Here is a 12,814-nt window from a genome sequence, read left to right on the forward strand (position 1 = left end):
CGCAACACGCGCTGCGAGGGTTAAGCCTGGGCTGCCAGGCTCACTTCTTTTGCCACCCGTTCTGTCGCATCCGGGATAGCGGCAGCGCGCGCGCGCTGTGCCATCTCCAGCAGTGCGTCTCTGTTCCAGCCCGCCAGGGTGGTGGCGACCGCATCGGCGGTAAAGTGTGGCTGCTCAAAAATTTTCGCCGCGCCGGCTTTCTCAAGCGGCAGCGCGTTCCAGTACTGCTGTCGGTCTTTGTGCTGGAACGGCACGAACAGCGCTGGCAAGCCGGCGGCGGCGATTTCGCTCACCGTCAGCGCGCCAGAGCGGCAGACCACGACATCGGCCCAGGCATAGGCTGCGGCCATATCGTCAATAAATTCCGTCACTTTATGCTGCGGCTGGCCTTCATCAGCGTACGCCTGCTCAACGGTCTGCTGAGCGCCTTTACCGCTTTGGTGCCAGATAGTCACGGCATCACCCAGCTTTGCCGCCACCTGCGGCATTGTCTGATTCAGAATGCGCGCACCCTGAGAACCACCAACGACCAAAACACGAACCGGGCCTTCGCGTCCCGCCAGGCGGGCATCCGGTAGAGGCAGCGCCAGCACGTCGACGCGCACCGGGTTACCCACCACGTCCGCTTTCGGAAACGCGCCGGGAAACGCCTGCATCACTTTGGTGGCGATTTTCGCCAGCCACTTGTTGGTCAGACCGGCAATACCGTTCTGCTCGTGCAGAACAACGGGAATGCCTAACGACCACGCGGCCAGCCCGCCGGGACCAGAAACATAGCCGCCCATACCCAGCACCACATCGGGCTTAAAGCGCTTCATGATGGTGCGCGCCTGACGCCAGGCATTAAAAATACGCACCGGCGCAAGCAGCATGGCCTTGAGGCCTTTGCCTCGCAGGCCGGAAATACGAATAAAGTCGATCTCAATACCGTGCTTCGGTACCAGGTCGGCTTCCATGCGGTCTGCGGTTCCCAGCCAGCGTACCTGCCAGCCCTGCTCCATTAAATGGTGCGCAACCGCCAGCCCCGGGAACACGTGTCCACCGGTACCGCCTGCCATCACCATTAACCGCTTCGGTTGATTCATCGTGAACCTCGTGTAAACGCCTGGGCTTTCTCCAGACGCGTCTCATAATCTATGCGTAACAAAAACATAATGGCCGTCGACATGATCAACAGGCTCGAACCACCATAGCTGATCAGCGGCAACGTCAGACCTTTGGTCGGCAGCATACCCGCTGCGGCCCCGACGTTAACCAGCGCCTGGAAGCTAAACCAGATACCAATTGAGCAGGCTAAGAAGCCTGAGAAGCGGTGATCGATCTCCAGCGCTTTTCGGCCAATCGACATGGCGCGGAAAGCGACGAAGAATACCATTAAAAGCGCTAATACCACACCGATATAACCCAGTTCTTCCCCAATAATGGAGAAGATGAAGTCGGTGTGCGCCTCCGGTAAATACTCCAGTTTCTGTACCGAGTTGCCCAGACCTTGCCCCCAGACTTCACCGCGGCCAAACGCCATCAGCGACTGCGTCAGCTGGTAACCGCTACCGAACGGATCTTCCCATGGGTTCCAGAACGAGGTCACGCGGCGGATACGGTAAGGCTCGGCGAGGATCAGCAGCACCACTGCTGATATTCCCATTCCGATAATGGCGATGAACTGCCACAGCTTGGCCCCTGCCAGAAACAGCATCGCCAGCGTGGTGACAAACAGTACGACAACGGTCCCGAGGTCAGGCTGCGCCAGCAGCAGGATCGCCAGCACCAGAATGACGCCCATCGGCTTTAAGAAGCCGCGAAGGTTGTTACGCACCTCATCGACTTTTCGCACCAGGTAGTTTGCCAGGTAGCAGAATAACGAAAGCTTGGTGAACTCCGCAGGCTGAATACGCAGCGGGCCGAAGGCGATCCAGCGTGATGCCCCGTTAACGGAGCTCCCGACAACCAGCACGATCAGCAGCATGATAATGGAGGCGATCAGCATCGCGGTACTGTGGCGCTGCCAGAACGCCATCGGCAGACGAAGCGTTACCAGCGCCAGGCAGAACGCCAGAATGATGTACAGCCCGTCACGCTTGGCGAACAGGAAGGGATCGTTTGCCAGGCGTTGTCCGACAGGCATGGAGGCTGAGGTCACCATGATAAAGCCGATCGCCGCCAGCCCCAGCGTCAGCCAGAACAGGGTGCGGTCGTACATAATCAGGCTATCGGAATCTTTATCCCGGGAAGCCATCACCCAGCCTTTCAGCGCCGCAAACAGCCACACCAGAATTCCAAATCCTGGCAGGCGCGGCATTTTCAGGCGAGGGAGAGATAAACGCATCAGCCTAACTCCTTCGCAAGGCGGGTAAAGACATCGCCACGCTGTTCGAAATTCTTAAACTGATCGAGGCTGGCGCACGCCGGGGAGAGCAGAACCATGTCGCCAGGCTGCACGCGCGGGGCAATCAGGCGCATCGCCTGTTCCATCGTTTCAGTTTGCTCAGCAACTTCCGGGCGTAGTTCAGCCAGCTCGCTGCCGTCACGGCCAAAGCAGTACAGGCGGATGTTATCGCCGGTGAGGTACTGTTTCAGGGAGGAGAAATCAGCAGATTTGCCGTCGCCACCCAACAGAAGATGCAGGGTGCCGTCAACGTGCAGACCGTTCAGCGCGGCCTCTGTGCTTCCCACGTTGGTCGCTTTGGAGTCGTTAATCCAGCGCACGCCGTTATGCTCCAGCGCCAGCTGGAAACGGTGTGCCAGGCCGGAAAATGTGGTCAACGCTTTCAGGCTGGAAGAGCGCGGCAGCCCTACGGCATCTGCCAGCGCCAGCGCCGCCAGGGCATTGGTGTAGTTGTGCTGGCCGGAAAGCTTCATCTCCTTCACGTTCAGCACTTTTTCACCTTTCACGCGCAGCCAGGTTTCGCCCAGTTGGCGGTTCAGATGATAATCACCCATGGTGATACCAAAGCTGATGCAGCGCTCGTCCGCGCCGCGCACCGGCATGGTCAGCGCGTCGTCGGCGTTAACCACGCAAACTTTGGCATTTTCGTAAACACGCAGCTTGGCCGCGCGATACTGCTGCAGACCAAATGGGTACCGATCCATATGATCTTCCGTCACGTTGAGGATCGTTGCCGCCGCCGCATGCAGGCTGGAGGTGGTTTCAAGCTGGAAGCTGGAAAGTTCCAGAACGTACAGCTCGCAGCCTTTGTCCAGCAGCATCAGCGCGGGCAGACCGATATTGCCGCCTACCCCTACGTTCATGCCTGCGGCTTTCGCCATTTCACCCACCAGGGTAGTGACGGTGCTTTTGCCGTTAGAACCGGTGATCGCGATAACCGGCGCCTGCACTTCGCGGCAGAACAGTTCAATATCGCCGACAATCTCAACGCCCGCATCCGCAGCAGCGCTCAGTGAAGGGTGCGCCAGCGCGATACCCGGGCTGGCGACAATCAGATCGGCTGCCAGCAGCCAGTCATCATTCAGACCACCAAGGTGGCGTTCAACCTGTTCCGGCAGCTTGTCCAGACCCGGCGGAGAGACACGCGTATCCATCACGCGCGGCGTCACGCCGCGCGCAAGGAAAAAGTCCACGCAGGAGAGGCCAGTGAGGCCTAACCCGATGATAACGACTTTTTTACCCTGGTAATCTGCCATGATTAACGTACCTTCAGCGTTGCCAGGCCAATCAGCACCAGCATCAGCGAAATAATCCAGAAGCGCACAATCACGCGCGGCTCCGGCCAGCCTTTCAGTTCATAGTGGTGGTGGATCGGCGCCATACGGAAGATGCGCTGACCGCGCAGCTTGAAGGAGCCGACCTGCAAAATCACCGACAGGGTTTCAACCACAAACACGCCGCCCATGATCACCAGCAGGAACTCCTGACGCAGCAGCACGGCGATAATGCCGAGCGCGCCGCCCAGCGCCAGAGAACCGACGTCACCCATAAAGACCTGCGCCGGATAGGTGTTGAACCAGAGGAAGCCCAGCCCCGCGCCGACTATCGCCGTACAGACGATCACCAGCTCACCCGCGTGACGCAGATAAGGAATGTGCAGGTAGTTCGCAAAGTTCATGTTACCGGTCGCCCAGGCCACCAGCGCAAAACCGGCCGCCACGAAGACGGTAGGCATGATTGCCAGGCCATCCAGACCGTCGGTCAGGTTAACGGCGTTACCGGTGCCGACAATCACAAAGTACGCCAGCAGAATGTAGAACAGACCCAGCTGCGGCATCACGTCTTTAAAGAACGGCACGACCAGCTCGGTCGCTGGCGTGTCTTTCCCGGCAAGATACAGTGCGAAGGCCACGCCCAGCGCGATCACTGACATCCAGAAATACTTCCAGCGGGCAATCAGGCCCTTCGTGTCTTTGCGGACGACTTTACGGTAATCATCCACAAACCCGATAATGCCGTAGCCCACCAGTACGGTCAGCACGCACCAGACGTACGGGTTAGACGGATAGGCCCACAGCAGTACGGAAACGACGATCGCGGTCAGGATCATGATCCCGCCCATCGTCGGCGTACCGCGCTTGCTGAAGTGCGACTCCGGACCGTCGTTACGTACGACCTGGCCGAAAGAGAGTTTTTGCAGACGGGCAATCATGCGCGGGCCCATCCACAACGAGATGAACAGCGCAGTCAGCAGGCTGACGATGGCGCGAAACGTCAGATAAGAAAAGACGTTAAAGCCTGAATAATATTTGACCAAATGTTCGGCCAGCCAAACTAACATGTCCCGTTCTCCTGTAATGCGTGCACAACCTCTTCCATGGCGGCACTACGTGAACCTTTCACTAACACTGTCACAATTTTTTTTTCTGTAATTAATGCCTTAAGGCGCTCAATCAACGCGGCTTTGTCGGCAAAATGTTCGCCAACGCCGCTGGCATGGCTAATCGCCTGGCTCAGTTTTCCTGCGCTCAGCACGCAGTCCAGTCCCGCCGCTTTCGCCGCTTCACCCACCTGGGTATGACAGGCTTCGCTTTCATCGCCCAGCTCCGCCATGTCGCCAACCACCATGACGCGGTAGCCCGGCATTTCAGATAGCACCTGCACTGCCGCCGTCATTGAGCCGACGTTCGCGTTGTAGGAGTCATCAAGCAGCAATTTGTTTTCTGCAAGCGGGATCGGGTACAGGCGTCCCGGCACGGCTTTCAAATTCGCCAGCCCGGTTTTAATCGCCTCGTGTGACGCTCCCACCGCCGTCGACAAGGCCGCTGCCGCCAGCGCATTGGCGATGTTATGGCGTCCCGGCAGCGGTAACAGCACGTCTACGTCACCCGTTGGGGTAGCAAGCGTGAATTCTGTACCGTGCGACGTCACATGGATATTGGTCGCGGTAAAGTCACTGTTGGCCGCGTTCGGCGAGAAGCGCCAGGTTTTACGCGAGCCAATGATGCTCTGCCAGTTCAGCCAGTCGTTGTTGTCGGCATTGAGAATGGCAATGCCGTCAGCAGGCAGACCGGTGTAGATTTCGCCTTTCGCTTTCGCCACGCCTTCCAGCGAGCCAAAACCTTCCAGATGCGCTGCCGCAAGGTTATTCACCAGCGCCGCTTCCGGGCGAGTCAGGCTCACGGTCCAGGCGATTTCGCCCTGGTGGTTTGCCCCTAACTCGATCACCGCAAATTCATGCTCTTTGGTCAGGCGAAGTAATGTCATCGGCACGCCGATGTCATTATTGAGGTTGCCTGCGGTATAAAGCGTATTACCGCACTGGCTGAGGATGGCCGCCGTCATCTCTTTCACTGACGTTTTGCCCGATGACCCGGTCAGCGCGACAACGCGAGCAGGCACCTGATGACGAACCCAGGCGGCCAGTTCACCGAACGCGAGACGCGTATCGTTCACCACAATCTGCGGTAAATCGATATCCAGCCTGCGGCTGACCAGCAGCGCGCCAGCGCCGTTTTCTTTGGCCTGTCCGGCAAAATCATGCGCGTCAAAACGTTCGCCTTTCAGCGCCACAAACAGACAGCCCGCGGTCACTTTGCGGGTGTCGGTGGTGACCGCGTCAATGGTCAGATCCTGGCCCAGCAGCTCGCCGTGCAGTACCGCAGCGGCCTGGCTTAAGGTGATGCTAATCATGCGACGACTCCCAGCAGACGCGCTGCCGTTACGCGGTCGGAGTAGTCCAGACGACGATTGCCAACAATCTGATAGTCTTCATGGCCTTTACCGGCCAGCAGAACGACATCATTTTCTTTTGCCTGCATGATGGTGTTTGTCACGGCTTCCGCGCGGCCTTCCACCACACGGGCGCGACCGGCGTCCAGCATACCCGCCAGAATGTCGTTAATGATGGCGCGCGGCTCTTCGGTACGCGGATTGTCATCGGTGACCACAGGAATGTCCGCGAACTGCTCCGCAATGGCGCCCATCAGGGGACGTTTACCTTTGTCGCGATCGCCACCGCAGCCGAAGACGCACCAGAGTTTACCGGTGCAGTGCAGGCGTGCCGCTTCCAGCGCTTTTTCCAGCGCATCCGGCGTGTGGGCATAATCGACAACCACGGTCGGTTTGCCCGGCGCGCTAAACACTTCCATACGGCCGCAAACCGGCTGTAGACGCGCTGACGTTTTCAGCAGTTCCGCCATCGGATAACCCAGCGCCAGTAGCGTTGCCAGCGCCAGCAGCAGGTTGCTGACGTTGAACGCCCCCATCAGGCGGCTTTCAATTTCACCGTCACCCCAGGAAGAGGCAAAGCGGATCGTCGCGCCACTGTCGTGATAGTTAACGTCAACGGCCTTCAGCCAGCGGCCATGGCAGTTCGGATTGATATGGTCTTCCATCGACACCGCTACCGCGTCTGGCAGCTTCGCAAGCCAGCGGCGGCCCACTTCGTCGTCGGCGTTGATGATGGCCTGGCCATAATGGTGAGTAGAGAACAGCAGCCATTTGGCGGCTTCGTAGTGTTCCATATCACCATGATAATCAAGGTGATCGCGGCTCAGGTTGGTGAACACTGAAGCAGCAAACTTCAGTGCCGCGACGCGGTGCTGTACCAGGCCGTGCGAAGAAACCTCCATCGCGGCAAAGGTTGCCCCCTGCCCTGCCAGACCGGCAAGCACGTGCTGTACGTCAACCGCCGAACCGGTGGTGTTTTCCGTCGGGCTCACTTTGCCCAGCAGGCCGTTACCCACGGTCCCCATCACCGCGCCGGTTTCACCCAGCAGCTGAGCCCACTGCGCCATCAGCTGCGTGGTGGTGGTTTTTCCGTTCGTGCCCGTCACGCCAACCAGACGCAGTTGGTCGGAAGGTTCGTGATAAAAGCGTCCTGCCAGTGCAGAGAGACGCTCATTCAACTGGCTGAGATAGATAACCGGCACCCCGTGCATTTCACGGATCTCACCGTCGGTTGCCTCGTCTTTTGCCTCAGCAATAATGGCAGCCACACCTTGCGCAATCGCCTGCGGGATATAACGACGCCCGTCCGCCTGATGACCAACCACTGCCACAAAAAGATCGCCAGAAGCAGCCACGCGGCTGTCCAGTACCATCTCTCGCAGTGCTCGCTCCGGTGCATTTGGCACCCACGGAGCGAGAAGGTCGCGCAAATTACGATCTGCCACCTGTACCCTCGCCTTGATTAATTACAAATTCACTTTTTTCGCCCGTCGCCAGCGCATCTGGTTCAACGTTCATGGTGCGTAACACGCCACCCATGATGGCGCCAAACACAGGCGCGGAAACGGCGCCGCCGTAGTATTTACCCGCCTGTGGATCGTTAATCACGACCACCAGCGCAAAACGCGGATTGCTAGCAGGCGCAACGCCTGCGGTATAGGCAATGTATTTGTTGATGTAGCGGCCGTCTGGCCCCACCTTTTTCGCCGTACCGGTTTTAATGGCGATGCGATAGCCTTTGATGGCCGCCTTCACGCCGCCGCCGCCCGGCAGCGCCACGCTTTCCATCATGTGCACAACGGTACGAACGATGGATTCCGGGAAGATACGCTCGCCCGGAACCGGTGGATCAACTTTGGTGATGGACAGAGGGCGATAGACGCCGTAGCTGCCAATCGTTGCGTAGACTCGCGCTAACTGTAACGGGGTTACCATTAGCCCGTAGCCGAAAGAGAAGGTGGCCCTCTCTATGTCAGACCACCGTTGTTTTTGAGGATATAAGCCACTGCGTTCTCCGACCAACCCCAAATTGGTCGCCTTTCCAAGTCCAAAACGTGAGTAAGTCTCTACTAACGCTGAGGACGGCATCGCTAACGCCAGCTTTGAAACACCGACGTTACTCGACTTCTGTAACACCCCGGTCAGGGTCAATTCGCTGTAGCGCGCCACGTCTTTAATCTCGTGGCCGTTAATACGGTAAGGGATCGTGTTCAGGACCGTGTTTTCATTGACGATACCGCGCTGAAGCGCCGTCATCACCACCATCGGCTTCACCGTGGAGCCGGGTTCGAACACGTCGGTAATCGCCCGGTTACGCATCGCATCTTTTGCGGTGCCGGTAAAGTTGTTCGGGTTGTAGGAAGGACTGTTGGCCATAGCCAGCACTTCTCCGGTGCTGACATCCACCAGCACGGCGCTGCCGGATTCTGCCTTGTTAAACGCCACGGCGTTGTTCAGCTCGCGGTAGACCAGCGCCTGCAGGCGCTCGTCGATACTCAGAGCCAGGTTGTGCGCCGCCTGGCTGTCTGTAGAGGAGATATCTTCAATGACGCGCCCGTAGCGGTCCTTACGCACAATTCGCTCGCCAGGCTGGCCGGTGAGCCACTTATCGAAGCTTTTTTCAACGCCTTCAATCCCCTGGCTGTCGACGTTGGTGAAGCCGATGAGGTGAGCGGTTACTTCGCCGGACGGATAGTAACGACGGGATTCTTCGCGCAGATGAATGCCCGGCAGCTTCAATTTTCGAATGTAGTCCGCCATGTCAGGGTTAACCTGGCGCGCCAGATAGATAAAACGCCCTTTCGGGTTCGCGTTGACGCGGGAGGCTAGCTGATCCAGCGGCATTTTGAGCGCATCTGAAAGCGCTTTCCAGCGGTTATCAAGCGTGATGCCACCAGCGTCGTGCAGCTCTTTCGGGTCGGCCCAAATCGCTTTCACCGGCACGCTCACCGCCAGCGGGCGACCTGAACGGTCAGTGATCATTCCGCGAGAAGTCGACACTTCCTGAACGCGAAGGGAGCGCATATCTCCCTGGCGTACCAGCATGTCAGGGGCGATGATTTGCAACCACGCCACGCGTCCCAGCAGGAAACCCAGCGCCAGTAAAATGCAGCCGCAAAGCAACGCAAAACGCCAACTGATGAAGTTGGCCTGTTCTTCGTGACGTTTTGGTTTAAGCGTTTTTGCCGCTGCTTTCATGCGTCGCGTGTTCCCTTATTTTTGTACTACGATATTTTCCTGGGAAGGATCAACATGCTGCAGTTGCAGCTTTTCCGTTGCGATCCGTTCAACCCGGCTGTGATCGCCGAGCGCGTTTTCTTCAAGGATCAGATTTCGCCATTCAATATCCAGCGCATCGCGTTCCAGCACCAGCTGCTCGCGTTGCGCAGTCAATAAACGTGTATGGTGAGCTGTGGTCACCACCGTAACTGCCGTAACAATGATGCAAATGAACAGGCAGAGTGGCAGTTTCCCGAATCGCAAAAGATCGTCGCCGATCACGCCAGGCAAGGCATGGCGCTCGTTGCTTCCTAACGATCCCTTAACTTTGCTTAGGGTTTCTGTCACTCTGCCGATCATGCGTTCGTCCTCTCTGCAACTCGCAGCACTGAACTACGGGCACGTGGATTCTCTGCCACCTCTTCTTCGCCCGGCATCAACTTGCCTAATGCTCGCAACTGACGGCCCCCCAGCTTCCTGAGTTGTTCTTCCGTCATCGGCAGCCCCGCTGGAACCTGAGGACCGCGGCTCTGTTCACGCATGAAGCGTTTTACAATGCGGTCTTCCAGCGAATGGAAGCTGATGATGGATAACCGCCCACCCGGGGCCAGCACGTCGAGCGAGCTTTTTAGCGCCAGCTCTATTTCCTCCAGTTCACTGTTTACCCAGATGCGAACCGCCTGGAAGGTACGGGTCGCGGGATGTTTGTGCTTATCCTTCACCGGCGTCGCCGCCGCAATCACTTCCGCCAGCTCTTTGGTGCGGGTCATTGGCTCAACGCGGTTGCGCTCAACGATGGCGCGCGCAATGCGCTTGCCAAAGCGTTCTTCGCCGAAGGTTTTGATCACCCAGGCAATATCTGCTTCGTCAGCGGTCTGCAGCCATTCGGCGGCCGACTGTCCGCGCGTCGGGTCCATACGCATGTCCAGCGGACCGTCGCGCATAAAGGAGAAGCCGCGTTCTGCATCATCAAGCTGGGGTGAAGATACGCCAAGATCGAGAAGAATCCCGTCGATCTTGCCCGTGAGACCGCGCTCGGCCACGTAATCCGCGAGCGCAGAAAAAGGTCCATGCACGATGGAAAAGCGTGGGTCATTGATGGTCTGTGCCACGGCAATCGCCTGCGGATCGCGATCGATTGCCAGCAGTCGCCCTTCCTCTCCAAGCTGGGAGAGGATCAAACGCGAGTGACCACCGCGACCAAACGTGCCATCAATGTAGATGCCATCCGGACGAATATTCAGGCCGTTCACGGCCTCGTCCAGTAACACCGTTTTATGTTTATAATTTTCCATCATATTTATAGAGACAAGTCCTGCAGCCGTTCCGATAAAGTTGCGGAATCAGACTGCTCAGCGTCGATATCTTCCTTGACCTGTTGATACCAGGTCGTTTCGTCCCACAGTTCAAACTTGTTGAACTGCCCGACCAGCATCACTTCTTTGGTCAGACCGGCATGTTGCCGCAGCACGGGCGCAATCAGTAATCGCCCGGCGCTATCCATCTGACACTCACTGGCATGTCCCAATAACAGCCGCTGCACGCGGCGCTCTTGCGGGTTCATGCTCGACAGTCGCGACAGCTTTTGCTCAATGATTTCCCATTCAGGTAAGGGGTAAAGCAGCAGGCAGGGGGAGTTGATGTCAATGGTGCAAACCATTTGACCCGAAGCATTCTCAATCAGCTGGTCGCGGTATCGGGTTGGGACCGATAAACGCCCTTTGCTGTCGAGATTGACTAACGTAGCTCCACGGAACATGCCAGTCTCACCCCTCCTCACCACTTTAACCCACAAATTCCCACCTAAAGGAGTTTACGGAGCGAGGGAAAAGCTTGTCAAGCCAGGACTCTCCCTGTAGAGACCCGAAAGCCCTCTATTTACAGAGATAAACAGTCCTGGTTAATAACTGCACAACTGGCGAGGCAAATTAACGTTATGAATATTTGTAAGAAAAAAACCGAATATGCACACTAGCGTTAAGGCTCACTCAATATCATCGCAGATAAATATAAAGTGTCAGTTTGCGACGCGGGCAGCATTTTATGACAGATTGTCAGGGGATAACAGCGCCAGATTCACTCAATCGGTCGGTGGAAGCGGCGGTTGCGTTGCTGGCCGGTCGAGGGGAAGGAAAAACGTCTGAATATTCATCGACCGAAGAGGGTTTGTAACAAAGTAATACAAAGAGAGGGTTTTAAAAATCGCTTCATGATTCTTTAAGGACCCTTTTAAACGGCAAAATGAATTAAGAAAAATAGTAGATTAGGAACTCTCAAGAATTATCCTAATTTCACTGCGGGAATTAACTCGGCGATTTATTCCAGTAAAAAGGGGCGGTTTTTCGCCGCCCCGTCATTTCATTTATGGCGGCTCAAAATTCCGCGATGATAGAGATTACGTTTGATACGCGTCAGACCCGGCTTCGGTTTGCGCGGCTCATCCAGGCTCGCCAGAACAATCTCCAGGACGCGTTCCGCTACATCTCGGTGACGCTGGGCCACCGCCAGCACCGGGCACTGAAGGAAATCGAGAAGCTCGTTATCCCCAAACGTGGCGATCGCCAGGTCAGAGGGAAGCTTGCCTTCACGACGCAAGGTGACATCCATTACCCCCTGCAGAAGGGCAAATGACGTGGTGAACAGCGCCTGGGGCATCGGGTGCGTCTCCAGCCATTTTTCGAACAGCTGCGCAGCGGCTTCGCGTTCATAGCTGTTGGCATAGAGATAGTGGACTTCACGTGGATCGTCTTTCCAGGCGGTTCTGAACCCTTGCTCACGCAGGAAGCTTACGGAAAGCTCGGGCAGCGCGCCAAGATACAGCACCGTTTCAGCGGGGAAGGTTCTCAGCTCAGCGGCCAGCATTTCCGCGTCATCCTGATCGGCACCCACTACGCTTGTGAAATGCTCACGATCGAGCGCGCGGTCCAGCGCCACGATGGGGAACGGATCGTTCGCCCAGCGCTGGTAAAACGGATGCTCCGGCGGTAAGGAGGTCGAGACGATGATGGCATCGACCTGACGCTGGAGCAGATGTTCAATGCAGCGCATCTCGTTATCGGGCTGGTCTTCAGAACAGGCTATCAGCAGCTGGTAACCGCGCTGGCGGGCCTGACGTTCGAGATAGTTGGCGATACGGGTATAGCTGGTGTTTTCCAGATCCGGGATCACCAGACCAATAGAGCGGGTGCGCCCGGCACGCAGGCCGGCAGCGACAGCATTCGGATGGTAGTTATGCTCACGAACCACCGCCATAACTTTTTCAACGGTCTTATCGCTGACGCGGTACTGCTTTGCTTTGCCGTTAATCACATAGCTGGCCGTTGTTCGTGACACGCCGGCTAGCCGGGCGATTTCATCCAGTTTCACAATTGCCCCTTAAAAAAAGAAAAGAGTCCATGGCCCTGTCAAGGTTATGGTTAAATCTTTTAACATCTAAACGCAGAAAAGCCTTCGCGGCAACCGCTTTTATCTGCGTTG

The 12,814-nt window shown here is 57.0% G+C and carries 11 protein-coding genes; all 11 read right to left on the bottom strand.

The features are described from left to right. Positions 1 to 20: 20 nt before the first annotated feature. Positions 21 to 1,085 (bottom strand): undecaprenyldiphospho-muramoylpentapeptide beta-N-acetylglucosaminyltransferase, encoded by a 1,065-nt coding sequence (gene murG, locus IM299_RS11160; protein WP_028015509.1) that lies wholly within the window; start codon positions 1,083 to 1,085, stop codon positions 21 to 23. After that, a complete protein-coding gene (gene ftsW / locus IM299_RS11165; RefSeq protein ID WP_028015508.1) occupies positions 1,082 to 2,326 on the bottom strand; it encodes a cell division protein FtsW in 1,245 nt (414 codons plus the stop codon). Before ftsW ends, murG begins: the two co-directional genes overlap by 4 nt. Then, positions 2,326 to 3,642, bottom strand: coding sequence for a UDP-N-acetylmuramoyl-L-alanine--D-glutamate ligase (gene murD / locus IM299_RS11170; protein ID WP_193357492.1), 1,317 nt, complete (start codon positions 3,640 to 3,642; stop codon positions 2,326 to 2,328). Before murD ends, ftsW begins: the two co-directional genes overlap by 1 nt. A 2-nt stretch (positions 3,643 to 3,644) precedes the next feature. Then, positions 3,645 to 4,727, bottom strand: a complete 1,083-nt coding sequence (gene mraY / locus IM299_RS11175; protein WP_008501985.1) for a phospho-N-acetylmuramoyl-pentapeptide-transferase — start codon at positions 4,725 to 4,727, stop codon at positions 3,645 to 3,647. After that, positions 4,721 to 6,079, bottom strand: coding sequence for a UDP-N-acetylmuramoyl-tripeptide--D-alanyl-D-alanine ligase (gene murF, locus IM299_RS11180; RefSeq protein ID WP_193357493.1), 1,359 nt, complete (start codon positions 6,077 to 6,079; stop codon positions 4,721 to 4,723). Before murF ends, mraY begins: the two co-directional genes overlap by 7 nt. Beyond that, positions 6,076 to 7,563: a UDP-N-acetylmuramoyl-L-alanyl-D-glutamate--2,6-diaminopimelate ligase gene (gene murE / locus IM299_RS11185; protein WP_048960679.1), complete on the bottom strand. Its 1,488-nt coding sequence runs from the start codon at positions 7,561 to 7,563 to the stop codon at positions 6,076 to 6,078. Before murE ends, murF begins: the two co-directional genes overlap by 4 nt. Further along, complete coding sequence (locus tag IM299_RS11190) at positions 7,550 to 9,316, bottom strand: peptidoglycan glycosyltransferase FtsI (protein ID WP_193357494.1); 1,767 nt, start codon at positions 9,314 to 9,316, stop codon at positions 7,550 to 7,552. Before IM299_RS11190 ends, murE begins: the two co-directional genes overlap by 14 nt. A 15-nt stretch (positions 9,317 to 9,331) precedes the next feature. Beyond that, complete coding sequence (gene ftsL, locus IM299_RS11195) at positions 9,332 to 9,697, bottom strand: cell division protein FtsL (RefSeq protein ID WP_006173860.1); 366 nt, start codon at positions 9,695 to 9,697, stop codon at positions 9,332 to 9,334. After that, positions 9,694 to 10,635: a 16S rRNA (cytosine(1402)-N(4))-methyltransferase RsmH gene (gene rsmH / locus IM299_RS11200; RefSeq protein ID WP_014882538.1), complete on the bottom strand. Its 942-nt coding sequence runs from the start codon at positions 10,633 to 10,635 to the stop codon at positions 9,694 to 9,696. Before rsmH ends, ftsL begins: the two co-directional genes overlap by 4 nt. Positions 10,636 to 10,637: 2 nt before the next feature. Beyond that, positions 10,638 to 11,096: a division/cell wall cluster transcriptional repressor MraZ gene (gene mraZ, locus IM299_RS11205; protein WP_014882537.1), complete on the bottom strand. Its 459-nt coding sequence runs from the start codon at positions 11,094 to 11,096 to the stop codon at positions 10,638 to 10,640. 599 nt (positions 11,097 to 11,695) lie between these two features. After that, entirely contained in the window at positions 11,696 to 12,703 is a 1,008-nt protein-coding gene (gene cra, locus IM299_RS11210) for a catabolite repressor/activator (RefSeq protein WP_014168621.1), read from the bottom strand. Between the last annotated feature and the right edge of the window lie 111 nt (positions 12,704 to 12,814).

The organism is Enterobacter cloacae complex sp. P47BA, from assembly GCF_014930485.1.
Lineage (GTDB): Bacteria > Pseudomonadota > Gammaproteobacteria > Enterobacterales > Enterobacteriaceae > Enterobacter > Enterobacter bugandensis.

Excerpts from the sequence above, each read along its gene's own strand:
- murG (WP_028015509.1), bottom strand. The coding sequence starts at position 1,085 with ATGAATCAACCGAAGCGGTTAATGGTGATGGCAGGCGGTACCGGTGGA.
- ftsW (WP_028015508.1), bottom strand. The coding sequence starts at position 2,326 with ATGCGTTTATCTCTCCCTCGCCTGAAAATGCCGCGCCTGCCAGGATTT.
- murD (WP_193357492.1), bottom strand. The coding sequence starts at position 3,642 with ATGGCAGATTACCAGGGTAAAAAAGTCGTTATCATCGGGTTAGGCCTC.
- mraY (WP_008501985.1), bottom strand. The coding sequence starts at position 4,727 with ATGTTAGTTTGGCTGGCCGAACATTTGGTCAAATATTATTCAGGCTTT.
- murF (WP_193357493.1), bottom strand. The coding sequence starts at position 6,079 with ATGATTAGCATCACCTTAAGCCAGGCCGCTGCGGTACTGCACGGCGAG.
- IM299_RS11190 (WP_193357494.1), bottom strand. The coding sequence starts at position 9,316 with ATGAAAGCAGCGGCAAAAACGCTTAAACCAAAACGTCACGAAGAACAG.
- ftsL (WP_006173860.1), bottom strand. The coding sequence starts at position 9,697 with ATGATCGGCAGAGTGACAGAAACCCTAAGCAAAGTTAAGGGATCGTTA.
- rsmH (WP_014882538.1), bottom strand. The coding sequence starts at position 10,635 with ATGATGGAAAATTATAAACATAAAACGGTGTTACTGGACGAGGCCGTG.
- mraZ (WP_014882537.1), bottom strand. The coding sequence starts at position 11,096 with ATGTTCCGTGGAGCTACGTTAGTCAATCTCGACAGCAAAGGGCGTTTA.